This is a genomic window from Flavobacterium sp., from assembly GCF_027484705.1.
Lineage (GTDB): Bacteria > Bacteroidota > Bacteroidia > Flavobacteriales > Flavobacteriaceae > Flavobacterium.
Genome location: NZ_JAIXSL010000016.1, coordinates 246,099 through 272,639 on the forward strand (window position 1 = coordinate 246,099; position 26,541 = coordinate 272,639).

Consider the following 26,541-nt stretch of genomic DNA (forward strand, 5'->3'; position numbering starts at 1 on the left):
AAATTTCCTTCTTGAAATACTATATTACTAATGTGAATTTTATATTACAATACGGAATAGTTTAATAGGGCAATTAATTATAATATTGATACGATTAAGTTTCAGATTTTAGTTTCGGTGCATGGAGTGCACGCTATGCAATCACAACTTGAAGAAAGAAACAATCAAAAAATATTTTATAATTTTAATTTATTAAACAATGAAAAAATTAAATTTAAACAAGAAAGTTGTTTCAGTCTTAACAGATCAGGAAAAAACTAAAGTTAACGGTGGTGGTACAACTTCTTATTCTAATTGCACAGGTTTTGCATGTTGCAGTTATAAAGATTGCGCTGATACCAGTTCAGGAAAAAGATGCCTAACTTTGACAGGTCCGTCAAGCAGCCCATCACAATGTATTCCTGCTAACTAGTAGTAAGTAAATTAAAAAAATTAAGCAGATTTGGTTAAACAGATCTGCTTATTTTTATATTATTATGGATTTAAAAAACAGAAGTTACCAGGAATTAAGTGAAATAATTGATTATATTCAGGATTGGAATGTTATCTCTAAAGAACCTAATGTAATCAACATTTCTTTATTATCCGGATTGCCCGGAATTATATTGACTTTGTTAGACACAAATGCCACTTACCCGGAATTAGTCAACCTGAAAAAAATAAAAAGCTTAATCGATCACTTACTCGACATTCTCTATAAATCGGAAAACTTACTGCCAAGTTATTGCGGAGGCATCGCCGGGTTAGGGTTCTTATTGGATAACTTAAAAGAACAAAACGTATTATATGATGCAGAGTATGATGATATTTTAGAAGAAATTGATTCCGTACTTGAAGATATGTTTAAGGTCGAAATCGAGGAAGATAATATCGATATGCTGCATGGTGCACTTGGAATCGGATTGTATTTCATCAAGCGGAAAAATGAACGAAATGTTCTGGAAATAATAAATTTCTTAGAGAAAACCGCTATAAAAAAAGACAATCAAATATACTGGAAAGTATTCGACAAGCATGTTGAGAAGGATTTCTTTTATGATTTCGGGCTCGCACATGGCAATGCAGGAATTTTATACTTCTTTTTAAAATGTATAAAGCATAATATCCTGATCGACAAATCGAAAGCGATGGCGCGGGAAATGATCATTTTTTTTACACAAAACACGCAAACTTTAAGTAGCGATATCTATTCCTTCTATCAATATAAAATTGAAGTTTCCGCATTCGATGATTCAGAATACAAACCAACCAATTCGAGGCTAGCATGGTGCTATGGCGATTTAGGGATACTACACACACTTTTAATAGCATCAAAAATATTAGAAGACGAATCTTTAGAAAAATATGCCATAGAAAAATTGTATCATGTTTCCGACAGACTCAGCGAAAGAGAAATTACGAAACACGACATGGATGCCGGCTTCTGCCACGGAACTGGCGGCGTAGCATTTATTTTCAAGAATGTCTATGAATTGACCAAGGACGTTAAATTCCTACCGACAATAGACCATTGGACAAAAAAGACATTTGAAATGAAAGATATTAAATCACATGATGGATTTAATATCTTAGGCTATAGTTTCCCGGTTTTTGAAGACACTACGCAGAATGTGACATTTTTAGAAGGTTTGGCCGGCGTTGCAGCTTCGAATTTAAAGTACTTATCAAAAAAACCGCTCGTTTTTATTGAAGAAGCTGTATTTCTAACCGTTTAATATTATTATATGAAAAAATATTTTTTATTTCTCTTGATGGTTACAGGCCCGTTAATCTATTCACAAACCCAATTAAATGAAATACAAAAATATAAACAAATAGGCCTTGTATGGGGGTTGATGAAATACCACCATCCCGAAATAAGCAAAGGCAAATATGATTGGGATAATGTACTGCTGGTGCTGCTCGCAAGTTCAGAAAAAATTGATTCACAAGAGAAAATGAATTTTTTTTTACTCGATTTCATCATAAAATACAATAGTAAAAATACAGCTTTCGAAAAAAGAGCCGTAGATATCGACGCTTCAAAGTTGTTCCTGAAAAATCAGGATTATCATTGGATTGACCAGAAAATCTTTGGAAACAGGCTGACCGATGCACTAAACCAACTCACAAACAATGGAAACATAGGCAGCTACTACGCAAAGGTCAGTAAAATGACTAAGATGGTTTCGTTCGACAATGAAAAAGGAATTAAAAATTTCAGCCCTGAAAATAAATTCTGTCGATTACTGACCTTATTTAGTTTTTGGAATGTAATAGAATATTGGGACATAAATAAATACCTGACTGATCAAAAGTGGTTTGATGTTTTAGAGCCGTCGATTGATGATTTTTTAAAATCAAACTCTATAGCAAAATATGAAATTTCCAAATTAAAGATCGTTTCGAAATTGAATGACTCTCACGCAATGGGCTTTTCCAATGAAGTCAAAGATTCGTTGTTTAAATTTTCCCCGAGTTTTAGTGTCAAGATTCTGAATGACTCTATCGTGTTGAATGCATTCAAAAACAAAAAGCTATCCCAAAAGAACGGGCTTGAATTTGGAGATGTGATTTATCGCATAAAAAATCAAAAAATTTCGACCTACATCAAAGGCAATTTTTCAGATTTGCTTTCCGCATCGAATCCGAATTACCTCAAAAAATGGCTATCTTATAACTTGATACTATCCAATAATGTCGACTCAATCAATATTGATATCCTTAAAAAGAATGGTAAAGTAGTCAATAAATATATTAAATTGTATCAGAACTTCGCGTTCGATTTCGAATCATTGGAAAAAAAGCCCAAAGACAAATATTTTTTGGTTAACTCCAATATCGGCTATATAGATATGGAACAAGTAACCGATAAAGATTTAAATGCCGCTTTTAAACTTTTCTCTAATACAAAAGGCGTAATATTAGACTTGAGGAATTATCCGAAAAATATAACAAATGCAGATATTTCCAAACACCTTTTATCGGAAAGGAAAGAATTTATCAAGGTGAATCTACCCATAAATGCTTTTCCGGCAACTTCCGAATATCCCGCTGAAGCGCCGTTAGATTTTATCAGCGATCCATTCAAGACCGGCACGAATAATCCTGATTATTATAAAGGAAAAGTTATATTGCTCGTCGATAGAAATACGGTAAGCAAAGCAGAATTTATCGGAATGTCTGTTCAGCAGTCGCCGAATTGCATCACGATAGGAGAACAAACCGGCGGCGCTCCAATCAATATTATTTCTTATACGCTGCCCGATAGTTCATTGGAATCATTCACAGGCTATGGAGGTTTTTATCCGAATGGAGAAAATGTACAGCGAAACGGACTCAAATTAGACTATATTATTAATGAAAGTGCCGTCAACTATGATCCGAAACTATACATTAATAAAGCAATCAAGATCATTGAAACAAGTAAATAATTCCATTCATGCATAAAGTTTTTAATAAATATATTTTACGAACACCGTTGTTGCCTATAAACTATTATAATGATTTAACTGCCGGTGAGAATATTACCGATGAGAAATTGTTAGACGAATTTAAAAATCCCATCATAAAAGAAGCCTTATTTTTAGCATCGCCCGTACTGTTCAAAGAGATGGTAAAATGGTCTGAAAATAAAATCCTCGATCCTAAGGATATTAATAAGATTAAAATTTCATTCTTAAAATACCTTTCTAGATTGTCTAGCCGGGCAACTCCGTTTGGTCTTTTCTCCGGAAGTGCCTTAGGAAATATTACAGATCAGAATAATATTGAAATTGACGATGCGAGACATGCCAGAAATACCAGGCTCGACATGAATCTTACGGGTAAGTTGATCAAAGGACTGGAGCAAATACCCGAAATCAAAGATCAATTATTATATTATCCGAACACGAGCCTTTACAACTGTGGCGACCAATTGCGGTATGTTGAAAGCAGTTATAAAGATGAGCTGTTGACGTATCAAATCGTAGAAATTGATGACTCTGAGTATATCACCAAGATTTTAGAGGCTTGCGGAACAGGTTTAAACATTTCAGACCTGTCGGACGTGATCATTTTTTTTGATGCGGATATTAATCGAGACGATGCCATTGGATTTATCCATGACTTGATCGACAATCAGATTTTAATCAGTGAATTAGAGCAGACCGTTTCCGGAGAAGAAAATATAAACCAGCTGTTATCCGCCTTAAGCAAAATCAAAAACATAGAGCACATCAGCGACAATCTGCAATCAATTAAAGAAAAGCTGCTTCAGTTAGACTCCAAAGTGGGGAATAACATAAGCGATTATCAGGATATCATTGGGATGCTAGGCGCTTTTAATATCAGCTTCAATGAAAAATATATTTTTCAAACGGATTTGATTATCAAGACAAAATCAAACTTTTTAAACAGTGAAGTTAAAGACAAATTGATCGATGGTCTGACATTACTCAATAAAATAACGCCATACTATGAAAACACGGTATTGCTAGATTTTAAAAAAGCATATGCCGAAAGATACGAAAACAGGGAAATGCCGTTGCTGACGATTTTAGACAATGAAATCGGATTGGGCTATCCGATAAAATTATATAAAGACGTAAACCCGTTGATTGATGATATTTCGTTTAACGGCAGTGGCTTAAGTTCCTCAAAAAAAACGGAATGGACGTTCCTGCAGAAATATTTACTGAAAAAATTCACTCAGGCGATAAAAGAAAATCAATACAGTATCGAACTCGAGGAAAATGACTTTAAAGACCTTACTATCAATTGGGAAGATTTACCGGATACTTTTTCATCGATTATTCAAATCGCAAAAGTCGATGGTGATCTTAAAATCTTAATGCCCGCTGTTGCAGGTTCCAGTGCTGCAAATTTACTCGGCAGATTTTGCCATTGCGATGCAGAAATCAATGACTATGTGAATGAAATCTGTGCATTCGAAGAACAAAAAAATCATAATAAAATTGTTGCGGAAATCATTCATTTGCCCGAAGACCGGGTTGGGAATGTTTTGATGCGCCCATCGTTCAGGAATTTCGAAATTCCCTATCTGTCAAAATCATTGAAGGATAAAGAAAAACAGATCGCACTTGATGATATCCTGATATCGGTAGTTAACGACAAGGTTATCCTAAAGTCTAAGAAAAGAGGAAAAGAAATAATCCCGAGATTGACAACTGCGCATAATTTCGATTCAAGTTCATTGCCCGCTTACCGTTTTCTATGCGATATGCAAAATAACGAAAGAAGAAATTTTATTGGTTTTGACATTGGCATATTCGGATCGGAGTTCTCATTTACGCCCAGAATAGTCTATAAGGAAATTATCCTGTCTACGGCAAAATGGAAAATCGACATTGCGGAAATCGAAAGCATCACTAAAAGCTCTAACAAAGAAAATATAGTTGCGAATGTCAAAAAATGGGCTACGGACAAAAACATACCGCAGTTCATCTACTATATTGAAGGCGATCATAAGCTATTGATCAATTTGCATAACCTAAATTCAATAGAGATGTTTTTTGCTACCATAAGCAACAAAAGCAATATCAATATAGAAGAATTTCTTTTCGACCGCGACGGCTTATGCAAAAACGCAGACGAAGAATTGTATGTAAACGAATTTATTGTCTCATTTTATAATGAAAATACTGTAATTTGATTGGTATGGAAAAAGAGGTAAAACGCAATTTTATTATAGGCGACGAATGGATATATTTTAAAATATATACCGGTATAAAGACATCTGATCTGATCTTAACCGATTATCTGTATCCGGTTTTAAAGAAAATGACGCAGAAAGAATATATTGACAAATGGTTTTTTATCAGATACCATGATCCCAGTTTTCATTTAAGGCTCAGGCTTCACATCACGGATGAAAAATACCTGTCGGAAATAATAAAGGAAATTAATCTGTGCTTAAAAGATTTTTTAAACTTAGATTTGATTTGGAAAATCCAACTTGATACATACAATAGGGAGTTGGAAAGATACGGACATAAAAGCATCGAGTCTTCGGAATCGCTATTTTACCATGACAGCGAAATGATCACAAATGCATTAATGGTTATCGAGGAACATGAAAATCAGAATATGAAGTGGCTTTTCGGTTTAATGGCAGTAGATGCCTTGATGAAAGATTTTAATTTATCATTAGAGGGAAGTAAGAATTTAATGGAAGATCTTAAAAATAATTTTGGCAGCGAAATGGGAATCGATAGTAAAATGAAGAAGCAATTAAGCATGAAATACCAAAAGCACAAAGTTGAAATATATAATTTCTTTAATTCGAATGAAGCCCTTGATACCCAAAGTAAATTTTTAATGGATTTAATTAAAGTAAAATCAACTTCAATTTCAAAAGAAATTACTTTTATAAAAGAAAATAATAACGATTTTAATAGTCTGAGCAACATCATCGCCAGCCACATACATATGATCATGAACAGACTATTCAGAATCAGAAACAGGGAAGCTGAATTCGTATGCTATCAGATGCTGTATTATTATTATGAGTCGGTTATTGCTAGAAACAAATACAATACGGCAATAACACATGAATAATTTTCCTTATTTCATACAGCCAGATGCAAAAGATTGCGGGCCGACTTGCCTGAAGATAGTCGCCAAGCATTATGGCAGATTGCTTAATATTCAAAAATTGAGAGAGCTTTCTGAAACCACGCGTGAAGGAAGTAATCTCTTATTATTGAGTGATGCGGCAGAAAAAATAGGTTTCAGGACCATCGGAGCAAGGCTAAATCTAAAAAAATTCGAGGAAGTACCGCTGCCCTGTATCTTGCATTGGAACAACAACCATTATGTAGTGCTTTATAAAATAAAGAATAAAAGGTGCTACATATCGGATCCGGCGATTGGTCTGATCGACTATTCTGAGGACGAATTCATAAAATTCTGGATTGGAAACAACGCTGATGAAGGAACCGAAGAAGGTATTGCGCTGTTGTTAGAACCAACCCCGAAATTCTACCAATCTGAATTCGACGTAGATGACAAAAACATTTTCGGATTCGGGCTGTTGTTCAAATATATCTTTCCCTATAAATCATTTATCATACAGTTAATCATCGGTTTATTGGCAGGAAGTTTACTCCAGCTAATACTTCCGTTCTTAACGCAAAGTGTTGTAGATGTGGGTATTCAGAATCAGAATATTCATTTCGTTTATATGATTTTGGTGGCACAGCTATTTTTATTCTTCGGTAAGACAGCATTGGATTTTATCCGAAGCTGGACTTTACTGCATCTTTCCGCACGGATCAATATTTCTTTGATCTCCGATTTCTTTATAAAATTGATGAATTTACCTATTTCGTTTTTTGATGTCCGGATGACCGGGGATATCATGCAGCGCATCAATGACCATCACAGAATTGAAAAAATCCTTACCACCTCCTCGCTTGACGTCTTATTCTCACTATTGAATATGCTTATAATGGGCGGCGTTTTGGCTTACTATAACCTGAAAATATTTTTTGTATTCTTCATCGGAAGTTTTTTCTATTTTCTGTGGGTGATCATATTCTTGAAGAAAAGAAAAATCCTGGATTATAAAAGATTTGCGGAAGTTTCCCAGGAACAAAGCAAAGTAATCGAACTTATAAACGGTATGCAGGAAATAAAACTCCACAATGCAGAAAAGCAAAAACGCTGGAGCTGGGAGTTCATACAAGCCCGTTTGTTTAAGGTTTCGATCAAAGGGATGATTCTTGAACAAACCCAAACCATAGGTTCGAATTTTATCAATGAATTAAAAAATATCATCATCATTTTTCTTTCCGCAAAATTGGTTATCGATGGGCAAATCACATTAGGTATGATGATGGCTATCAGCAGTATCGTTGGAAATTTGAACGGCCCGGTTATACAATTAATAAGCTTTATCAGGGAAGCTCAGGATGCCAAGATATCATTGGCGAGGTTATCTGAAATTCACGAGAAAGAAGACGAAATCCAAAATGACGAAGAAAAAATAAATGATATTCCGCAAGACACAGACATTGTCCTGAAAGATTTGTCATTCAGGTACATTGGCTCTGATGTGAATGTTTTAGATGATCTAAATCTAACCATTCCAGCCAATAAGATAACAGCCATCGTGGGCACCAGCGGAAGCGGTAAAACCACACTGATGAAGTTACTGCTGAAATTCTACGAGCCCAATAATGGAGAAATAAGCCTCTCTCCTAGCAGGGATTCAAAAGAAAACGGAAAATATAACATGAAAGGCATAAAAACAGATTTAAGAAAAATATCCCAAAAATCATGGAGAAATCATGTGGGTGCCGTGATGCAGGAAGGCTATATTTTTAATGACACTATTGCAAACAATATCGCTATTGGTGTTGATGCAATCAATAAGGAAAGATTGCTCTATGCCACCGATGTCGCCAATATTAAAGATTTTATTGAAGATTATCCTTTAGGTTTTAATACCAAAATAGGTATGGAAGGCATCGGAATGAGTACGGGGCAAAAACAACGCCTGTTTATTGCAAGAGCCGTTTATAAAAATCCAGAAATGCTGTTTTTTGATGAAGCAACGAGTGCATTGGATGCTAATAATGAGAAGCAAATCATGCAGAAACTCAATGTTTTTTTCAAAAACAAAACGGTGGTCGTCATTGCCCACAGATTGAGTACAGTCATTAACGCCGACCAAATTGTCGTACTCGAAAAAGGGAAAATAATAGAAATCGGAAACCATCAGGAATTGATAGACAAAAAAGGCAGTTATTTTGAATTGGTTCGCAATCAGCTGCAATTAGGGACATAAGCTGCTCCATTATTCGGAATAAGATATATAGAATGAATAAAAAAGAATAGAAATGCCAATAAATAAAGAGCTCGAATTAAGAAGTGAAGAAGTTCAGGAAATACTCACGCGAATGCCGCATTGGATGATTCGTTGGGGCAATGTCGTTATTTTTACTATTCTCATTAGTGCTTTCTTGGTGTCCTGGATCATTCGTTACCCGGATATCATTACTACGCAGATAATAATTACCACCACGAATCCACCTCAAAAATTGGTGACTAAAACTTCAGGGAAAATTGAAACACTGCTTGTACAGGACAGGGCCATGGTTACTAAAAACACGCCGCTTGCCGTAATTGAAAATACAGCAGATTATAAAAATGTATTCCTGCTCAAAAGCATTACCGATACTATTGACATCAATAAAAGTAGTTTTCCCTTCCAATTGGTATCTTCTGCCCAACTTGGCGATATAGAAAATGCATTTGCGGTATTCCAAAAAGAATATTCAGTGCATGAACTCAATAATGAACTACAACCTTATAAAGTTGAAGGAACAGCAAATATCATGGAAGCCATACAACTAAAAGAGCGATTGAATCTATTGGAATCCCAAAAAAGCATCACTCAAAATGAATTGGAACTTGATAAATTAGACCTGCAGCGTTACCAAACCTTATTCAATAAAGGAATCGTTGCTTCTCAGGAATTGGAAAAACACAAATTAGCCTACCTGCAATCCGAAAAAGGCTATAAAAATCTACTGAGCACTATTTCCTCACTAAAATCAGACTTAAACGAATTAAACCGAAACAAAAGAACCAACGAAATAAGCGAGAACAAAGAGAATGTAAATCTTGAGAGAAATTTAATCCAAGCCTTTTTCCAGCTCAAAAAAGCAATCAAAGATTGGGAACTAAATTATGTTCTACGTTCATCAATAAACGGTAAAGTAACCTTCTTAAAAGTATGGACAGAAAACCAAACCGTAATTACAGGCGACAATGTTTTTGCAGTAATACCGACCAATGAAAATGGCTATATTGGTAAAGTAACAGCGCTGGCGCAAAATTCAGGAAAAATAAAACCCGGACAGGATGTCAACATTCGGTTAGCCAATTATCCCGATAGGGAGTTCGGAATTATTAAAGGCAAAATAAAAACGATTTCCTTAACCCCCGACAAAGATGGTAATTTGCTGATTGATGTTTCATTGCCCAACGGTATAGAAACTTCTTATAAAAAACAAATCGTTTTTCAACAAGAAATGTCTGGGAGCGCTGATATTGTTACTGAAGATTTACGCTTGTTAGAGCGTTTGTTATATCAATTTCGTGATCTTTTCAAAAGATAACCGCACAATTTACAACAACCCATTATATTTCCTCACAAACCATTCAGCAGCCAAACTAAGCGCCACCAAAACCAACAGCCAAACCCAGTCAATCAATGGTGTTTTTTTGACAATCGCTTTCTCAATCGCTTTGTAAGACGTATTGTCGAGTAGACTTTTGATCAAAGTATCAACCTGATTCGGCATATAAACCTGACCTTGTGTTTGCGTCGCGAGTTGTTGGAGTTTGTTCAAATCCGGATTCACGAACTGCTTTTCAATATCGAAATCGAGAATTTCAAAGTAGCCGTTATAAACTGTATTCGTGTTCAATTCCTTCACCGAAAAAGTATATTGACCTGCCGCAAGCCCGTCGAGATTGACTTTATAAGCATTGTTGCTTTTCAGCAAATCGTATTGTTTTACTTTTCTCGTATTCTTATTCGTCACGGAAATCGTCAAACGCGCTTTATCGTCGAGTTCGTAATTCTTATTGAAGAATTGCGCCGTAATCTCAATCGCATCGCCCGAATTGTAAAAGCTTTCGTGATTAACGACTAAAGATTTCTTCGAATTATTGGAAGCCAGATATTGAATGATCTTATCCACAAACACATCAAATTGCTCATATGATTTGGTATCGATATGGCTTTGCAAGCGCCATTTCCAGATATTTTCACCCAACAAAAAAGCCGAACGTTTTCCCTGATTTTCCGCAAAAGCCAACAAAGGCGCATTAGTTTGTATATTCCTGATGCTCGAAGAAAGCAATACCGAAACATTGCTATTGGTAGTAACCGTTCCGAAAGCGTTTTGCAAAGGCGGAAATTGTTCAAAACTGATATTATCCAAAGCAAACAAATTGAACTGCGATTGGTATTGCGCCGAATAATCCTCGCGTTGCCCGCTCATTTTGAACACCAGATTGTTCTGCTGCTGGTTCAACAAAGCGAAATCTGTGCTGATTCCGGTAATGATAAAAGTGTTGATTCCAGCTAGCTTGTTGTTCTCGAAAAGCTGTTTGAAATTGCTCGATGGTTGGTATAAAATCAAAACATTATAATCGCTTAAAGATTTGATATCATTAGGTTTAACAATCGTTACTTTTCGCTGCGCATTACTTTCTATCGCGCGTTTTAAAGCACCGACATCGGGATGATTGATTTCCGTGACAATCGCAATATTCGTTTTCTGATCGATGATTTCAACCGCGAAATTCTTGGTATTGTTATAAGTATTTTTTTCCGTTTCACCAGAAGTTATCGAAGCCTTGAATATCTGTAATCCGACCTGATTCGCCGGAAGCAAAACATTCACAACCGCTGATTTCTTCGAAGGCGAAAAAGCAATCGTCTGTGTCGCTAAAGTCGAATTTCCCTGCGAGATCTTAAAATTCGCATTAAGGCTTTTCGTTCCCGAGTAATTCAAAAATACTTCCACCGGAAATTTATTCTTGTGAAACGCATATTTATTCACATTGAGCTGGCTTACTTTCAAATCCAGAAAAGTAGTCGTATCGCCCACCACTAAAGGATAAACTTTGTTCGTAGCATCAAAACTGTAAACGTAATCGTTACCGGTAGTTTGGTTTCCGTCACTAATCAAAACCGTTGGAAAAACCGCATTCTTGTATATGCTTTTGAGGTTCTTAGCAACTTCTTCAATGTTGGTCTGCTTTCCTTTAAAATCATACGTTTCTGAAGATTCGAACTCGTTGTCAAAACGATAAGACTGCAAGTCGAATTTGTCTTTCAAAGCCGAATTGGAAGCTAACTTCTGTTGCAGTTCCTTAACCGTCGCATCCACTTTCAAATCTGTAATCGAACTCGAATTGTCCACCACAATCGGCAACGGCGTCTTAATAACTTCAAAAGTTTTCCGAGAAAGTATCGGATTGATCAGCAACAGCAACACGCCGAAGACCGAAACAAAACGCAAAAAAGCCAAAATCCAGTACGTTCTTGTCCGGATTTTGACCTTGTAAAAATATTGGTAAAATGACAAACCCGCCGCTATGAATAAAGACAGTAATAGCAATAAAATAGTGCTTGTAGTCATGGATTATTTTGAATTATATATTTTGAATTTTGAATGATGACGTCTTAAATTGCTTCGCCAGTTCGCTCGCGCTCGTGTCAAAATTTAAAATTCATCATTTAAAATAATTTCTATGTCAGCATGCCGCCGTCCACATTCATCACTTGTCCGGTCACGTAAGCGCTCATATCCGAAGCGAAGAACAAACACGCATTTGCTACATCTTCAGTAGTTCCGCCGCGTTTTAAAGGAATTCCGTCTCTCCAGCCCTGCACCACATCTTCGTTGAGTTTGGCTGTCATTTCCGTTTCGATGAATCCCGGAGCAATCGCGTTGCAACGGATGTTTCTCGACCCAAGTTCCAAAGCCACTGATTTCGTAAAACCAATCACACCCGCTTTCGAAGCTGCGTAATTCGTTTGTCCAGCATTTCCTTTCACACCAACCACCGAACTCATATTGATGATAGAACCAGCTCGGTTTTTCAACATCGTTTTCTGAACCGCTTTGGTCATGTTGAACACCGATTTCAAATTCACATCAATCACTTTGTCAAAATCTTCTTCAGACATACGCATCAGCAAATTGTCTTTAGTGATTCCGGCGTTGTTGATTAAAATATCAATCGTTCCGAATTCTGCCAAAACCGCATCCACAAAGGCTAGCGCTTCATTAAAATCTGCTGCGTTCGATTGGTAACCTTTGGCTTTGATGCCTAAAGCGTTCAATTCGTTTTCCAATGCCTGTGCTGATTCTACAGATGAACTATAAGTGAATGCTACGTTGGCGCCATGTTGGGCGAACACTTCTGCGATTCCTTTTCCGATGCCACGGCTGGCTCCGGTGATGATGGCTACTTTTCCTTCGAGTAATTTCATATCTTAATATTCTTTTTTTATTTAGAAGCTAATCCTGCTCTACACTCTCAATCTTTTGTTCTGAACCCCAGAACAAAAGGATTTCCGTTGCGATCAGGGCTATTTTACGTGCGTCAAATATAGCACTATTTGTGGTTTCAAAAAAAATATCGACTGGCAATTACGTGATTTAAAAAATACATTTGAGCAAAAAAACGTTAATTTGCGGCCATGATGCGCCATCCGATTGACTTCCAAAACATTTACAATCAATACCATATATTGGTGTACAATGTCGCATTGCATTACGTCCAGAATATTGAAGACGCCGAAGAAATTACGCAAGATGTTTTCGTACAGGTTCACGGTTCGTTAGAAAAATTCCAGGAAAAATCTTCCGTCAAAACTTGGTTATATCGCATCACGATCAACAAAAGCCTAGATTTCATCAAGCACAAAAACAGCAAGAAACGCCTTTTTATTTTCGGCAACAAAAGCCAGAATGAAGCTGAATATCTGAACAGTTCGAACTTCGAGCATCCTGGAATTTTACTCGAAAACAAGGAAAAAGCCGCACAACTTTACGCGGTCATCAACGAATTGTCCGAAAACCAGAAAACGGCATTTATCCTTTCCAAAATTGATGGCTTATCAAATCCCGAAATTGCAGCAATCATGCAACTCAGTGTTTCTTCCGTAGAATCGCTGATTTTCAGAGCCAAAGCTACATTGAAAGAAAAATTAGCAAAAAAATTCGAAGCATACCGCAAGAAAAAATAACGAAACTCGTCTATAGCACTATGGAACAAGAACAATGGATCAACGAAGTATTGGAAAGCACAGCCGGCATGAAGCCTGCAATTCCTGATGCGCGCCTTTTCGCCAAAATCCAAAACAGCATCCAAACCGAAAATATCTCAATGCGTTGGGTTTGGATGGCAGCGGCCACTTTACTCCTATTGGTGACACTTAATATTACTTTCGTGTTCTCAACATCCAAAAAAGAAAAAACAGCTACCGAAGTAATCGCCAACGATCTTTCAAAATCAAACCAACTCTACTAAAATGAGCAAGACAAAACTTTTAACGATTGTGATTATCGTGCTGGTGTTACTCAATGTCGGCACGCTCGCGTTTCTAATATATAATGGTCCGATGCGTCACGGTTCGCACCATCATGGCGAAGGCCCAAAAAGACTGATTGTCGAAAAACTGCATTTTGATGGACAGCAAACGGTTCAATATGAAAAACTAATTCATTGGCACCGAAGCACGATTGATGCGCTCGATCAGAAGATTTTCGAAACCAAAAACCAGCTTTACGTTCAACTGTTAAAAACAAACGTTGATGCGAAAGTAGAAGATAGTTTAATCAACGCTATTGCCGGTTACCAAAAACAGATTGAGCAGACGCATTTCAAACATTTCCGGGATATTAAAACGATTTGCAAGCCCAATCAAATACAATATTATAATGAGTTGACCGAATCGTTGGCGGAATTGTTCTCCAAACCAAAACCACCGAGAGCGCCACATGATTAGATGGAAACTTGCCGCTTTGTTTTGCTTTCTTTTTTTCCTGCATGCATCAGCTCAGGAAAAGGATTCTTTGCGGTTGCAGTTTCATTTGAAGTTCGATAAGGCTTCGATTGTTCCTAATCAAAAATACATTTCAAAACAAAACGACACTTTGCAGCTTGAAACGTTTCGATTTTATGTGACAGATATTGAAATACATTATGCCGACAATTCCAGCATAAAAACCAAAGGAAGTCATCTTGTAGATATTGAATTACCGGCGTCGCAAAAAATTACATTGGGTTTAAATCAAAAAAAAGAAATCAAATTCGTCAATTTTTCCATTGGCGTTGATAGTTTATCAAACGTTTCCGGCGCTTTATCAGGCGATTTAGATCCAGCGAAAGGCATGTATTGGGCGTGGCAAAGCGGTTACATCAATATGAAAGTCGAAGGTAAAAGTATGAGCTGCAAAACCAGAAAGAACCAGTTCCAGTTTCATATTGGCGGTTATTTGAAACCTAATAATGCGTTGCGCATCGTTACTTTAAACGCTCCGAAAAACAGCGCCACAATTGATGTCGACGTGAATGCAGCCGCTTTCTTTGCTGAAGTTCCGCTTTCAGAAACCAACAGCATCATGATTCCCGGAAAGCGCGCGATGCAGCTTGCAGATGTTGCGGTTAAAATGTTTAGCCTCGAATGAAAATCCAGTATCAAAATAGTATTGTCTTTGTCGTAATCGTTTTTATTTGCGTGGCTTTTGCTGTCAAAAAAACGACGCCAATCTATTTTGAATCTCCAAAAAACTGGCCCAAACCGCATTACGATTTTTCTAATAATCCGATCACCGAAGAAGGTTTCCAATTGGGAAGGCATTTGTTTTACGACCCGATTATGTCGCGCGACAGCACGATTTCATGCGCGAGTTGCCATTTGCAATCCACAGGATTTACACACGTCGATCACGATTTAAGCCACGGTATAGATGGAAAAATCGGTACGAGAAATTCCATGGCACTCATCAACCTTGCGTGGAAAAAAGATTTCCTTTGGGACGGCGGCGCGAATCATCTCGATGTGCAACCGCTGAATCCCATCACGAGTCCTGTAGAAATGGACGAAACTTTAGAACATGTCGTGAGCAAACTTCAAAAAAGCGAAAAATACCAACACTTGTTCAGCGAAGCTTTCGGAACTTCAAAAATCACTGGGCAATTGACTTTAAAGGCTTTGTCGCAATTCATGTTGATGCTAACTTCGTCGAATTCCAAATACGACAAAGTGATGCGGCATGAGGAAAGTTTTTCGTCACAAGAACAAAACGGTTATAATTTGTTCAAACGAAATTGCGCTTCGTGCCATACAGAACCATTGTTTGCAAGCGATAAATTTGAAAACAATGGCTTGTCAATCGATCCGACTTTGAATGATCTCGGGCGCATAAAAATCACCAACAAAGAAGAAGATTATCTGCGTTTTAAAGTACCCACTTTGCGCAACGTCCAGTTTACGTTTCCGTATATGCACGATGGCAGATTTAAGACTTTGACGGAAGTTGTTAAACATTATAATTCGATCGAAAAAAATAATGGCATTCCGAAAGAACTTGCTGAACCGCTGCGTTTGTCCGATAACGACCGCGTCGATTTGGTGGCATTTATGAAAACCCTGACTGATACTGAGTTTTTATCGAACCCGAGATTTTCATTTCCGAAATAATTTTATACCGCAGCGCACGAATCGAAAAAAACAATCGTCTAAAGCCTAACTAACACCTCCAAAAGCAATATGAAAATAAACATTTCTTTAGTCAGTCTCTTATTAGTATCGTTTGTGTCAAAGGCGCAATACAATACTATGTCGATGCCCGAAGCCTTGTACGGCACAACATTCAACCTTAATATTCATGAAGCCACCAAGCAATTGGTAACCGGAAACCAGACGATTACCGGCGCTTTAAACAATGAGACTTTTTGGGGACCAACGCTTTTTATCAATAAAGGCGAGGAAGTGCATATGAACGTGACGAATAATTTAAACGAATCTACAACGGTGCACTGGCATGGTATGCATTTACCGGCTGTAATGGATGGCGGCCCGCATCAGATCATTCCTTCGGGAACGCTTTGGCAACCTTATTGGACGGTCATGAATCAGGCTTCTACGCTGTGGTATCATCCGCATTTGCATGAATCTACTCAAGCGCAAATGACCAAAGGTGTTGGCGGCTTTATCATTGTGAATGATCCTCAGGAAAGTGCCTTAGCTTTGCCACGGACTTATGGTGTTGACGATATCGTTTTGGCACTGACCAGCAGAAGTTATAATGCGACTACCAATACGTTTGTTACGCCACCAGCTTCGAATCGTGTTTATGGCGATTATATGCTAACCAACGGAACGCCGAAAGCGCAATACACTTTACCAAAACAATACGTGCGTTTGCGAATTTTGAATGCGGAAATAGAACGAGGCTACAATTTAGGATTCAGCGACAACAGAACCTTTTACATCATTGCCAATGATGGCGGATTATTGAATGCTCCTGTAGCCATTACCGGAACCAATAGAGTAAAATTAATGGTTGGGGAACGCGTTGAAATCCTGGTCAATTTAGGAAACGATGCTATCGGTTCGAGTGTCGATTTGAAAGCTTATAATTCAGGATTGGCTTTAGGATTTCCGGGCGGAGAACCCAACACTTCAGGGCAATTCGGAAGCTTGTTAAACAATACGGATTTTTCAGTATTGCATATAAATGTAGGAGCCACAACCACTACAACGGCGCCAATTACAGCCGTACCAACAACGTTAGCGACAAATACTTATTGGACGGCAACTGATGCTACGGTAAATCGAACCATTGCTGTCACGGGCGGTCAAGGACCAACGCCTTTCAGTTTAGACAACCATCCTTTCGTGTTGAACTACATCGATAAAACCTTAAACCTCAATGATGTCGAAAAATGGACCGTCACCAACAACGCAATTTTCGGGCATTCGTTTCACGTTCATGATATTGAATTCAAGATTGTTGCGCGGAATGGTTCGGCCGCAAATGTTGGTGCGCACGAATCCGGCTGGAAAGATACTTTTTATGTGCCTAGAAACGAATCGGTCACTTTCGTTGGAAAGTTTGATGATTTTGCCGATGCCGATGTCACGCATCCGTATATGTATCATTGTCATTTTGGGGGCCACGAAGATGGTGGCATGATGGGGCAATTTATTGTTACAGCGCCATTGGCTAACGACACCTTCAGCAGCAGCAATGCGTTTACGCTGTTTCCCAATCCGAGCAATGAGACACTTTTTGTCGCTTTGAAAGATTCCAATACTGAAATCTATTATGTGACGATTACTACTATTACTGGTCGTGTCGTGATGATGCTTCCACAACCGCAATGGCAAAACGGGATTGATATTTCTTCGCTAGAATCAGGAGTTTATGTGTTTCAAATGATGGATAAGAAAACCAAAAGTGTCAACACCCAAAAATTCGTGAAGCAATAAAAAATGAGAAATCGCTTAATTTATTTAACGTTGATCACACTTTTCTTTGGGATTTCTGGTTTTACTGTTCCCAAAAAAGAGCGAAGTATCACGAATTTCAAACTTCGAAGTGCGACGACCAATCAATGGGTTTCGATTTCAGATTTCAAAAATGCTAAAGGGTTTGTGGTGGTTTTTCTATCCAATAAATGCCCGATGGCAAAATTCTATTCGAAACGTTTGAATCAAATGAACGAAAAATACAAATCGAAAGGAATTTATTTACTCGCCGTTAATTCGATGGATACCTTAACTTATGCCGAAGAATCGTTTGCGAAAATGAAAAAGAAAACCAAAGCGGATGGTTTTACTTTCCCTTATTTACAGGATAAAAGCCAAGCCGTCGCCAAACAATTTAAGGCTGAAAACACGCCACAAGCCTTTGTAATCTGGAAAAACAAATCTGGCCATTTCATCGTCAAATACCAAGGCGCCATAGATGATAATGCGGGCGAACCGGAAAAAGCGCAACATCATTTTGTAACTGATGCCGTTGATGAATTGCTAACTGGAAAAAAAGTATCGCAATCGAAATCTGATTCTTTCGGTTGCAGAATATATTACAGAGGAGAAAAACAAAAAATGAACTAACAAAAACTTTATGACTATGGGCAAAAAACTAACCTTTTTATTACTCGCGATCAGCTGTACTTCATTCGCACAAACCAATCCTGCTATTACCAGTTGGCTTCAAAATACTACCGGAATTACAGGCCGTCATTATATTACAGGAAACCCTACTCCCATTACCGATGCGGTATTGGCCAATGTGCAATCTGTTAAGTACGATGCGAATTGGGTTTACGTGGCAGCAACAGGAATACCAGCCTATATTACCGGACCCTTTCAGGATGGCAATCCATCGTTGGCTACGGCTCAGAACAAAATCTTTAAAATTTCTTTAAATCCAACGCAAAATACAGGAACGCCAACAGCCACAACCGGAGGCAATATTGGAATCTTCAAAAATGGCGTCGCCTTATTCGATTATCGTGACGGCGTGGCTTGGAGTGCTACCACCAATGCATTGTGCGGCGGGCCAGGAAATCCACCCTGTGCAGGAGGACCAACAGCAACCCAAGCCTGGAACAGAGATGCGATTCCAGCCGAAAAGGCAGGATTTGATTGCGCCAAAGCACATCCGGCGATGGGGAATTATCATCACCATCAAAACCCTAGTGCTTTCAATTTAGATTTGACCGTAATTTCAAATGTTTGCGACACGTATCCTTCGGATGGTTTGTATGTGATCAATCCTTCGCAACATGCTCCGTTATTGGGTTTTGCTTATGATGGTTTTCCAATTTATGGCGCTTATGCCTACACCAACATTGATGGAACTGGCGATATTACCAGAATGAAATCAAGTTATCAATTAAGAACCAATACCACCAGAACAAACGGACCAGCGGTGAACGCCACTTACTTTAACGGTTACTTCCGTGAAGATTATGAATATGTGGCACATCCCGGTGATCCGACGTATCTGGACGAACACAATGGAAGAATTTGCAACACTCCGGAATATCCGGTTTCATTATATCCGAATGGGATTTATTGTTACTTTGCCACAGTAGATGCCAATCATAATTCAGCTTACCCTTACGTAGTTGGCCCTACTTTTTACGGAAATAAAACAGCAACGACTGTAACGACAGTACCGGCGGGCACAACCACTTACAATCCTGCACTGGCAACAAATTCGTTTGAAAATGCTGGCTTTAAAGTGATCATTGCTCCCAATCCTGCTCAGGAATTTATTGCGATCCAGACACCAATGGTTGACAATGATTTGAATATTGAGTTAATTGATGAACTAGGCAAAATAGTTAAAACCGGAAAAATTCTTCAAGGCAGTACTTTGAGCATCATTGAAACCGATACGGTTTATAACGGTTTGTACTTTGTGCGGATTTCAGATCAAAAAGATTCAAAAATATTTAAAGTGGTCATTGATAAATAATATCAACCCAAATTTTACAAATAAAAAAGCCCAGTCAATAGACTGGGCTTTTTTCATATATAGAAAACTTATTTCTTTTTTTGCTGTGCTTTCTGGGCTTCGGCCTCTTCCATAATCTTCTGGAGTTTTTGCTGGAACTTGCCTTGTTTCTTCGGTTCCTTCAATTTGTTTTCCTGAATCTGAGCATGAATTTTCTCTGGATCAACAATGTAATTTTTAATCACGAACATAATTCCAATGGTAATCAAATTCGAAATGAAGTTATACAAACTCAATCCTGCGCCATAACTGTTGAAGAAAATCAACATCATGATCGGCGAAACGTAAATCATGATCTTCATAATCTTTGCCATATCCGGCATGCCTTCTTGTTGTGGAGCGGCCATTTGCTGGTCGCCTGAAGTCATTTTCATATAGAAGAAAATCGCAATCGCCGCCAAAATCGGGAACAAACTGATATGATCGCCATAAAGCGGGATGTGGAATGGCAATTTGGCAATCTGGTCAAACGAAGACAAATCATCGGCCCATAAGAATCCTTTTTGTCTGAGTTCAAATGCTGATGGGAAGAACTGGAACGAAGCATACATAAACGGAATCTGAATCAGTGCAGGAATACAACCCGCCATCGGATTGACGCCGGCTTTGTTGTAAAGCTTCATCGTTTCCTGTTGTTTTTTCATCGGGTCTTTCTTGAACTTTTCACCCAATTCGGTAATCTCCGGACGCAACACTTTCATCTTCGCCTGTGACAGGAATGACTTATAAGTAATCGGCGACATCGCAATTTTGATAATGATCGTGAAGATGATGATTGCAATTCCGTAAGCAATAAAAGAACTCAAAAATCCGAACAACGGAATGAAGATAAAACGGTTGATCCAGCCGAAAATTCCCCAACCTAACGGAATGATTTTATCTAAGTTCTTATCGTAAGCTTTTAAAGTCGTGTAATCGGTGGGCCCGAAATACCAATTCATCTTATAATCTAATTCACCATTATTAAACGCTAACGGCAAGTTGGCTGTGAATTGTTTGGTGTAAACGGTATCCACTTTTTCATCCAAAACCAATTCGTTGGAATACAATTTTGATTTTTCAAAAGGCTTATCAGTGAGCAAGATCGTAGAGAAGAAATGTTGTTTGAAAGCTACGAAACTCACCTTTTCCGGAGTTTCCTCTTTATCTTTTCCAGGACCTACATAGTTATCTTTACCGCCTTCATATTCATAACGAATGTCCGAAAAACGCTTTTCATAACCAATGCTTTTCTCGTTGCGGTAGGCTTTCATATTCCATTCTAAATCAAGCGGTTTTGAAGTATTCAATACTTTGCTCAAACCTTGCGAACGGATGTCAAAATCTAGCATATAATCGTTTGGTTTCAACACATATTTGTATTCCAAAAACTCGTTGGCGCTGGCATTCAAGTGTAAAGTCAAAACCTGGTTCTCGCCTACTTTAGTCAAAGTCGGTTCGAAAAACAAATCTTTGGTAGCGAGCGAACGGTTGTCCTGCGTGAGTAAAGTGATGTTGAGATCCGAGTTCTTATCCTTAATCAAAGAAACCAACTGACCCGAACCTTTGTGGAAACGTTCCTGATTTTTCAAAGTGGCTTCCGTGATGAAACCGCCTTTGTTGGCGACCGTGATTTTGATCAGGTTGTTTTCAATAGTGGTGAAATTTTCCTTAGCCGATGGAAGCGTTGCGGAATAAGCGAAATTTCCGAGTGTCGCTTTCAATGCTGCGATTTGTGTCGAATCATTCGCCGTGGAATCTTTGACGAAAACCGGTGCGGCAAGTTTTACTTTTTTGGCTTCGGCCTGTTTTTGGACCAATTCTTTTTTGGCTTTGTCCGCTGCAATTTGCTTATCGGTCGGTTGGTTTTGATACATGATCCAAACCAGAATACCAAAGATTAGTACAAAACCTATGATCGAATTGAGGTCTAATTTTTTTTCTTCCATTATTGTATTTATAAAACTGTATTAATTATTTCTTCTTTGTTTTCACGGTGGCGCCCACAAAACTCACAAACAACGGATGCGGATTGGCAACCGTACTTTTATACTCGGGATGGTATTGCACGCCGATAAAAAACGGATGATCCGCAATCTCAATGATCTCCACCAGATTTGTGTCCGGGTTGATTCCTGAGGATATCAAACCCGCTTTTTCAAGCGCTTCAGCATAATCGGAGTTGTATTCGTAACGGTGGCGGTGGCGTTCCATAATGGATGTTCTTCCGTAAACAGAAGCCGCCAGCGTGTTGGGTTTGATGTTGCATTTCCAGGCACCTAGACGCATCGTGCCGCCTTTATCGGTAATGCTTTTCTGTTCTTCCATCAGATCGATGACCGGATGGGAAGTTCCCTGATTCATTTCTGTGGAATTCGCATCATGGTAACCAAGCACATTTCTCGAATATTCAATCACGGCCATCTGCATTCCGAGACAAATCCCGAAAAACGGCAGCTTGTGTTCACGCGCATACTTCACGGCTTCGATTTTTCCTTCGATGCCGCGTTCACCAAATCCAGGCGCTACGAGAATCCCGTCAAGGCCTTGCATTTTCTGGGCTATATTTTCATCATCGATGTATTCCGAATGCACGGAAACCACATTCACTTTGGTCTCGTTCGCCGCACCCGCATGGATAAAGGCTTCGAGTATTGATTTATACGAATCCTGCAATTCTACATATTTGCCAATCAAACCGATATTAACGGTGTGTTTTGGATTTTTCAATCGGTGTAAAAAGACATTCCAGTTCTTTAAATCCGGAGAAGCTTTTTTGGGTAAATTCAATTTCTTTAAAGCCACAACATCGAGGCCTTCTTCGAGCATGAGATTCGGCACTTCGTAAATCGTCGAAGCATCGATGGATTGGATGACGGCTTCCCTTTTCACATTGCAGAACAACGCTAATTTTTGACGCAATTCATCCGAAAGTTCGTGTTCGGTTCTACAAACTAAAATATCAGCTTTGATGCCGCTTTCCATCAAGGTTTTTACGGAATGCTGTGTGGGTTTTGTTTTCAATTCGCCAGCGGCTGCCAAAAACGGAACAAGTGTAAGATGAATTACAATCCCATTGCTTTCGCCGAGTTCCCAAACTAATTGACGCACGGATTCTATATAAGGTAAAGATTCGATATCTCCGACGGTTCCTCCGATTTCAGTAATCACAATATCAAAATCGCCCGAATTGCCGAGCAGTTGCATGCGTTCCTTGATTTCATTGGTGATGTGAGGCACGACCTGAACAGTTTTTCCTAAGAATTCGCCACGACGTTCTTTTTCAATGACGGAAAGATAAACGCGTCCGGTAGTAACATTGTTGGCTTGTGAAGTCGGGACATTGAGGAAACGCTCGTAATGCCCTAAATCGAGATCGGTTTCAGCGCCGTCATCCGTGACATAACATTCGCCGTGTTCGTAAGGATTTAAAGTTCCGGGATCGACATTGATGTAAGGATCGAATTTCTGGATCGTGGTCCGATAACCTCTGGCCTGCAATAATTTTGCTAAAGACGCAGCGATGATTCCCTTCCCAAGGGAAGAAGTCACGCCGCCGGTAACAAAAATATATTTCGTTTGATTCATTGTGTGGGTTGTTGTTGTGTTGTTGTTGCTGTAGTTGTGTAAAAAAACGTCGCAAAAATACGATTATTAATTGATAATTATCCATTGATATTTGACAATTATCACAAGAAATTAAGGCTTCGGATATTGCTTCTTAATGTTGCGGATGAGTTCCTCCAAACCGTTCAGTTTAAGCTCGTAAACCAACTGCAATTGCTCGCCGAGTGCTCCTTTAGGGAAACCGTTGTTTTTATACCAGACGATGTAATACTCGGGAATATCAATCAGATGCCAATCCTTATATTTCCCGAAAGGCATTTTGGTATGCGCGAGCGCGATAAGTTTTTTCTGGTCAGGATTCATACAGTTGTGCGAAAATAAAAAACCAAGCATCAGAAGTATCGAATGCTTGGTTATTATAGCTATTTCAATATTTTATTTCCAGTGGAAGGTGACGTCTTTTTCGATATCGGAATTGAGGCTTAACAACACCGGGCAATTCATTGCGACGCGTTCTAAAATGGTTTTCGTTTTTTCATCAACGGCGATAAGCATATTCAAAACCACTATAATTTTAGCGATTTTTCGCGGTTCGGGCTGCATGATTTTAGTGATTTCAACCGTAGAACCAACCAAATCAACATGAAGGTCTTTTGATTTGATGGCCATAATCGAGATCATACAACTGCCTAAAGCATTCGCTACCAAATCAGTGGGTGAAAATGCTTCTCCGCGACCGTGATTGTCAGTTGGCGCATCCGAAAGGATTTCAGTTCCGGATTGCAAGTGCACCGAACTCGTTCTTAAATCGCCTAAATAAGTTATTTTGGAAGTCATTAGTTTACTTGTTTTACGGATAAATCGTCTTGGTATTCCATAATGTAGATGCCTTTGTTGACATAACCATCGGTACCTTTTTTGGTGTACTCGAACTTGCTTTCGATCTGTTCTGATTTGGAATCATTCGCCGAACTCAAGAATGAACTTTCCTGAGTGATGCGCAACAACGTATCGAAAGTAACGTCGAAACCGCGAATGGCGTACTGGCTTGGGAAAACTTTGTTGATTTCCTTATAATTCTTTTCAAAATTAGTAGCTTCAATGGTGTTGTTTTCACGCGTCAAGGATGGATAAAGCATTTTGAGAATGGTCAGTCTTTTCATCGAAATCTCTTCAAAATCTAAAGTGTCATTCGGTTCGATAATCACCAATTGGATTTGGAAATTCGACATTTCGTTGAGCAAAATGTTCGTGGTTCCTAAAATCAAACCGGTTCTTTCAGAATCTAAAACAACATAATTGATCACATCCTTAACGAATTGCGATTTGAGGTTCGCAACATCTAAAGCACCGTTATCGAGCAAGGTTACAAATTTCGCTGAAGGATAGTTTTTGGTGATTAAATCCTTATTGTACACTTTTTTAGGATCGCTGACCACAATAATATTTCCCTTTTTAGCCATCATATAATTGAACATCGCCATCTTACCAAAATCGCTTGGTGGCATGGCCTGGAACAAATTAGAATACGGTTTACCGATTTCTTTAGACAGTGGCGAAATGACCGGAACGTTTTTATAGGACAAAAGTTCCGCTGCTTTTTCTACGTATTGTTGGTAGAACGGCCCAATTACGGCATCCGCAGATTCAACGTTGTTTTTCTTGATGACGTTCTCAACGTTAGAACTCATTTTACTTTCTTCGGAATCGAGGATTTTAATGTCTACATTCAATCCGAGTGTTTTTGCAGAATCTATGGCCATCAATGCTCCCGAATAAAAGTCTAATGTCATGTTTAAAAACGCATCTTTTTTAAGACGGACTTCCATGGTTTTTAAAGTATCGCCTTGGATTTTAGCCGCGTTAAAAGGAAGCAATAATACCAATTGCTTTTTAGTTGTATTCACTACAACCGTTTTATTATTTATTGATTTCGTTTCGCTTTTTGAATCAGTTACTTTAGTTACACCTCCACCAACATCAGTTTTGATGGTTCCTCTTCCGGGAACTTTTAGAATCATGCCGCTTTTCACACCATCTTTTAAAGTCGGGTTGAGTTTGGTAAGTTCCTCTGTTGTGATATTGAAATACTGCGTCAGGCTGTACATCGTATCGCCTTGCTTCACTTCATAATTGGCATAGCCATTTTTGGTTAAGGTGTGAATGGTTTCGGTGGTTACGATTTCATCTCCTTTAATCTCTGTAATGACCGGCTTAGGTTTTTCAGCTTGTGGTTTGGCAGGCTCAGCGGAAGTTACACCACTAATGATCAGTTTAAATCCAACCGTTAAATTTGAAACAATCTGCGGATTTCTTTGCTCGAGTTCCTGAACTGTGATGCCATATCTTTTAGCGATACCGAATTTGGTTTCTTTAGGTTCGACAATGTGAAAAACACTGTTCTCTTTATTCGATTGCGAGACTACAGCCGAATTAGGTTTGGTCTCTACAACCAATTCTTTTGGCGATTCTTTTGGGGTTTCTTTCGGTGTTTCTTTCGGTGTTTCTTTTGGTGCCGTAACATCGCCGCTCATATCAGGGATTTTTATAGTCTGCCCAATTTTGAGTCCACTCGCGAAAGCTTCCGGGTTGAGACTTTTCATGTCGGGAATGCTGACGTTATAATCTCTGGCAATGCTATATAAAGTTTCTTTAGGTTTCGCTACGTGGGTTCTGTTAGCGGCTACTTTAGTAGAAGAAACCACCGCGGTTTTAACTTTGGAAATTGGTATCAGCAATACATCGCTTTCTTTAATTCCTTTTTGAGAATCAGGATTTAATTGATAAATATCGTAAGGCGTGACACTATATTTTGTGGCGATTTGAGTGATCGTTTCACCTTTGGCAACAGTATGTTTGGTGTAATTTTTATCCTGAGCAAACATCACGTTGGAAAGCAGCACGATGGCCAGTAAAGACAATAAAAATCGATTCATTA

The 26,541-nt window shown here is 38.5% G+C and carries 22 protein-coding genes; 15 read left to right on the forward strand and 7 right to left on the reverse strand.

All coding sequences use genetic code 11. From position 1 onward, the window contains the following. Window positions 1-199 precede the first annotated feature (199 nt). The 7 genes from Q0058_RS14545 (at window position 200) to Q0058_RS09750 (ending at window position 10,109) form a co-directional block, all read left to right on the forward strand. Window positions 200-412 carry a class I lanthipeptide gene (locus tag Q0058_RS14545; RefSeq protein ID WP_366869726.1) on the forward strand — a complete coding sequence of 71 codons (213 nt, stop codon included), beginning with the start codon at window positions 200-202 and terminating at the stop codon, window positions 410-412. Between the two features lie 64 nt (window positions 413-476). Then, window positions 477-1,715, forward strand: a complete 1,239-nt coding sequence (locus Q0058_RS09725) for a lanthionine synthetase C family protein (protein WP_298223354.1) — start codon at window positions 477-479, stop codon at window positions 1,713-1,715. 9 nt (window positions 1,716-1,724) lie between these two features. Beyond that, window positions 1,725-3,413: a S41 family peptidase gene (locus Q0058_RS09730; RefSeq protein WP_298223356.1), complete on the forward strand. Its 1,689-nt coding sequence runs from the start codon at window positions 1,725-1,727 to the stop codon at window positions 3,411-3,413. Between the two features lie 8 nt (window positions 3,414-3,421). Next, window positions 3,422-5,635, forward strand: coding sequence for a lantibiotic dehydratase family protein (locus Q0058_RS09735; RefSeq protein ID WP_298223358.1), 2,214 nt, complete (start codon window positions 3,422-3,424; stop codon window positions 5,633-5,635). A gap of 5 nt (window positions 5,636-5,640) precedes the next feature. After that, window positions 5,641-6,540, forward strand: coding sequence for a thiopeptide-type bacteriocin biosynthesis protein (locus tag Q0058_RS09740; RefSeq protein WP_298223360.1), 900 nt, complete (start codon window positions 5,641-5,643; stop codon window positions 6,538-6,540). After that, window positions 6,533-8,773 (forward strand): peptidase domain-containing ABC transporter, encoded by a 2,241-nt coding sequence (locus Q0058_RS09745; protein ID WP_298223362.1) that lies wholly within the window; start codon window positions 6,533-6,535, stop codon window positions 8,771-8,773. The genes Q0058_RS09740 and Q0058_RS09745 overlap by 8 nt, the downstream gene beginning before the upstream one ends. Before the next feature lie 52 nt (window positions 8,774-8,825). After that, complete coding sequence (locus tag Q0058_RS09750; RefSeq protein WP_298223364.1) at window positions 8,826-10,109, forward strand: HlyD family efflux transporter periplasmic adaptor subunit; 1,284 nt, start codon at window positions 8,826-8,828, stop codon at window positions 10,107-10,109. 9 nt (window positions 10,110-10,118) lie between these two features. Here the strand turns inward: Q0058_RS09750 and Q0058_RS09755 are convergent, their stop codons facing one another. Together Q0058_RS09755 and fabG are read right to left on the reverse strand one after the other, a co-directional pair. Beyond that, window positions 10,119-12,146: a hypothetical protein gene (locus tag Q0058_RS09755; protein WP_298223366.1), complete on the reverse strand. Its 2,028-nt coding sequence runs from the start codon at window positions 12,144-12,146 to the stop codon at window positions 10,119-10,121. Window positions 12,147-12,256: 110 nt separating this feature from the next. Beyond that, window positions 12,257-13,003 (reverse strand): 3-oxoacyl-[acyl-carrier-protein] reductase, encoded by a 747-nt coding sequence (gene fabG, locus Q0058_RS09760; protein ID WP_298223368.1) that lies wholly within the window; start codon window positions 13,001-13,003, stop codon window positions 12,257-12,259. Window positions 13,004-13,213: 210 nt separating this feature from the next. On the opposite strand from fabG, the gene Q0058_RS09765 reads away from it, so the two are divergent. The 8 genes from Q0058_RS09765 (at window position 13,214) to Q0058_RS09800 (ending at window position 20,018) form a co-directional block, all read left to right on the forward strand. Further along, window positions 13,214-13,762 (forward strand): RNA polymerase sigma factor, encoded by a 549-nt coding sequence (locus tag Q0058_RS09765; protein ID WP_298223369.1) that lies wholly within the window; start codon window positions 13,214-13,216, stop codon window positions 13,760-13,762. Window positions 13,763-13,782: 20 nt separating this feature from the next. After that, complete coding sequence (locus Q0058_RS09770) at window positions 13,783-14,046, forward strand: hypothetical protein (protein WP_298223371.1); 264 nt, start codon at window positions 13,783-13,785, stop codon at window positions 14,044-14,046. A 1-nt stretch (window position 14,047) separates the two neighbouring features. Beyond that, a complete protein-coding gene (locus Q0058_RS09775; RefSeq protein ID WP_298223373.1) occupies window positions 14,048-14,524 on the forward strand; it encodes a hypothetical protein in 477 nt (158 codons plus the stop codon). Continuing rightward, window positions 14,517-15,206, forward strand: a complete 690-nt coding sequence (locus Q0058_RS09780) for an MbnP family protein (RefSeq protein ID WP_298223375.1) — start codon at window positions 14,517-14,519, stop codon at window positions 15,204-15,206. Before Q0058_RS09775 ends, Q0058_RS09780 begins: the two co-directional genes overlap by 8 nt. Next, window positions 15,203-16,222, forward strand: coding sequence for a cytochrome c peroxidase (locus Q0058_RS09785; RefSeq protein ID WP_298223377.1), 1,020 nt, complete (start codon window positions 15,203-15,205; stop codon window positions 16,220-16,222). The genes Q0058_RS09780 and Q0058_RS09785 overlap by 4 nt, the downstream gene beginning before the upstream one ends. Window positions 16,223-16,291: 69 nt before the next feature. Next, window positions 16,292-18,016 (forward strand): multicopper oxidase domain-containing protein, encoded by a 1,725-nt coding sequence (locus Q0058_RS09790; protein ID WP_298223379.1) that lies wholly within the window; start codon window positions 16,292-16,294, stop codon window positions 18,014-18,016. A gap of 3 nt (window positions 18,017-18,019) precedes the next feature. Further along, complete coding sequence (locus tag Q0058_RS09795; protein WP_298223381.1) at window positions 18,020-18,646, forward strand: thioredoxin family protein; 627 nt, start codon at window positions 18,020-18,022, stop codon at window positions 18,644-18,646. A gap of 16 nt (window positions 18,647-18,662) precedes the next feature. Then, complete coding sequence (locus Q0058_RS09800) at window positions 18,663-20,018, forward strand: YHYH protein (RefSeq protein ID WP_298223383.1); 1,356 nt, start codon at window positions 18,663-18,665, stop codon at window positions 20,016-20,018. A gap of 68 nt (window positions 20,019-20,086) precedes the next feature. On the opposite strand, the gene yidC is transcribed toward Q0058_RS09800, so the two are convergent. From yidC to Q0058_RS09825, 5 genes are all read right to left on the reverse strand, one after another. Next, window positions 20,087-21,985 (reverse strand): membrane protein insertase YidC, encoded by a 1,899-nt coding sequence (gene yidC / locus Q0058_RS09805; RefSeq protein WP_298223385.1) that lies wholly within the window; start codon window positions 21,983-21,985, stop codon window positions 20,087-20,089. Window positions 21,986-22,010: 25 nt separating this feature from the next. Beyond that, complete coding sequence (locus tag Q0058_RS09810) at window positions 22,011-23,624, reverse strand: CTP synthase (protein ID WP_298223387.1); 1,614 nt, start codon at window positions 23,622-23,624, stop codon at window positions 22,011-22,013. A gap of 111 nt (window positions 23,625-23,735) precedes the next feature. Beyond that, window positions 23,736-23,966 (reverse strand): DUF3820 family protein, encoded by a 231-nt coding sequence (locus tag Q0058_RS09815; RefSeq protein ID WP_298223388.1) that lies wholly within the window; start codon window positions 23,964-23,966, stop codon window positions 23,736-23,738. A 72-nt stretch (window positions 23,967-24,038) separates the two neighbouring features. Beyond that, window positions 24,039-24,440 (reverse strand): OsmC family protein, encoded by a 402-nt coding sequence (locus tag Q0058_RS09820; protein WP_298223390.1) that lies wholly within the window; start codon window positions 24,438-24,440, stop codon window positions 24,039-24,041. After that, window positions 24,440-26,539 (reverse strand): LysM peptidoglycan-binding domain-containing protein, encoded by a 2,100-nt coding sequence (locus Q0058_RS09825; RefSeq protein WP_298223392.1) that lies wholly within the window; start codon window positions 26,537-26,539, stop codon window positions 24,440-24,442. The genes Q0058_RS09820 and Q0058_RS09825 overlap by 1 nt, the downstream gene beginning before the upstream one ends. Between the last annotated feature and the right edge of the window lie 2 nt (window positions 26,540-26,541).

Excerpts from the sequence above, each read along its gene's own strand:
- Q0058_RS09750 (WP_298223364.1), top strand. The coding sequence starts at position 8,826 with ATGCCAATAAATAAAGAGCTCGAATTAAGAAGTGAAGAAGTTCAGGAA.
- Q0058_RS14545 (WP_366869726.1), top strand. The coding sequence starts at position 200 with ATGAAAAAATTAAATTTAAACAAGAAAGTTGTTTCAGTCTTAACAGAT.
- Q0058_RS09820 (WP_298223390.1), bottom strand. The coding sequence starts at position 24,440 with ATGACTTCCAAAATAACTTATTTAGGCGATTTAAGAACGAGTTCGGTG.
- Q0058_RS09825 (WP_298223392.1), bottom strand. The coding sequence starts at position 26,539 with ATGAATCGATTTTTATTGTCTTTACTGGCCATCGTGCTGCTTTCCAAC.
- Q0058_RS09755 (WP_298223366.1), bottom strand. The coding sequence starts at position 12,146 with ATGACTACAAGCACTATTTTATTGCTATTACTGTCTTTATTCATAGCG.
- Q0058_RS09815 (WP_298223388.1), bottom strand. The coding sequence starts at position 23,966 with ATGAATCCTGACCAGAAAAAACTTATCGCGCTCGCGCATACCAAAATG.
- Q0058_RS09800 (WP_298223383.1), top strand. The coding sequence starts at position 18,663 with ATGGGCAAAAAACTAACCTTTTTATTACTCGCGATCAGCTGTACTTCA.
- Q0058_RS09725 (WP_298223354.1), top strand. The coding sequence starts at position 477 with ATGGATTTAAAAAACAGAAGTTACCAGGAATTAAGTGAAATAATTGAT.
- Q0058_RS09780 (WP_298223375.1), top strand. The coding sequence starts at position 14,517 with ATGATTAGATGGAAACTTGCCGCTTTGTTTTGCTTTCTTTTTTTCCTG.
- Q0058_RS09790 (WP_298223379.1), top strand. The coding sequence starts at position 16,292 with ATGAAAATAAACATTTCTTTAGTCAGTCTCTTATTAGTATCGTTTGTG.
- Q0058_RS09775 (WP_298223373.1), top strand. The coding sequence starts at position 14,048 with ATGAGCAAGACAAAACTTTTAACGATTGTGATTATCGTGCTGGTGTTA.
- fabG (WP_298223368.1), bottom strand. The coding sequence starts at position 13,003 with ATGAAATTACTCGAAGGAAAAGTAGCCATCATCACCGGAGCCAGCCGT.
- Q0058_RS09795 (WP_298223381.1), top strand. The coding sequence starts at position 18,020 with ATGAGAAATCGCTTAATTTATTTAACGTTGATCACACTTTTCTTTGGG.
- Q0058_RS09765 (WP_298223369.1), top strand. The coding sequence starts at position 13,214 with ATGATGCGCCATCCGATTGACTTCCAAAACATTTACAATCAATACCAT.
- Q0058_RS09735 (WP_298223358.1), top strand. The coding sequence starts at position 3,422 with ATGCATAAAGTTTTTAATAAATATATTTTACGAACACCGTTGTTGCCT.
- Q0058_RS09770 (WP_298223371.1), top strand. The coding sequence starts at position 13,783 with ATGGAACAAGAACAATGGATCAACGAAGTATTGGAAAGCACAGCCGGC.
- yidC (WP_298223385.1), bottom strand. The coding sequence starts at position 21,985 with ATGGAAGAAAAAAAATTAGACCTCAATTCGATCATAGGTTTTGTACTA.
- Q0058_RS09730 (WP_298223356.1), top strand. The coding sequence starts at position 1,725 with ATGAAAAAATATTTTTTATTTCTCTTGATGGTTACAGGCCCGTTAATC.
- Q0058_RS09745 (WP_298223362.1), top strand. The coding sequence starts at position 6,533 with ATGAATAATTTTCCTTATTTCATACAGCCAGATGCAAAAGATTGCGGG.
- Q0058_RS09810 (WP_298223387.1), bottom strand. The coding sequence starts at position 23,624 with ATGAATCAAACGAAATATATTTTTGTTACCGGCGGCGTGACTTCTTCC.
- Q0058_RS09740 (WP_298223360.1), top strand. The coding sequence starts at position 5,641 with ATGGAAAAAGAGGTAAAACGCAATTTTATTATAGGCGACGAATGGATA.
- Q0058_RS09785 (WP_298223377.1), top strand. The coding sequence starts at position 15,203 with ATGAAAATCCAGTATCAAAATAGTATTGTCTTTGTCGTAATCGTTTTT.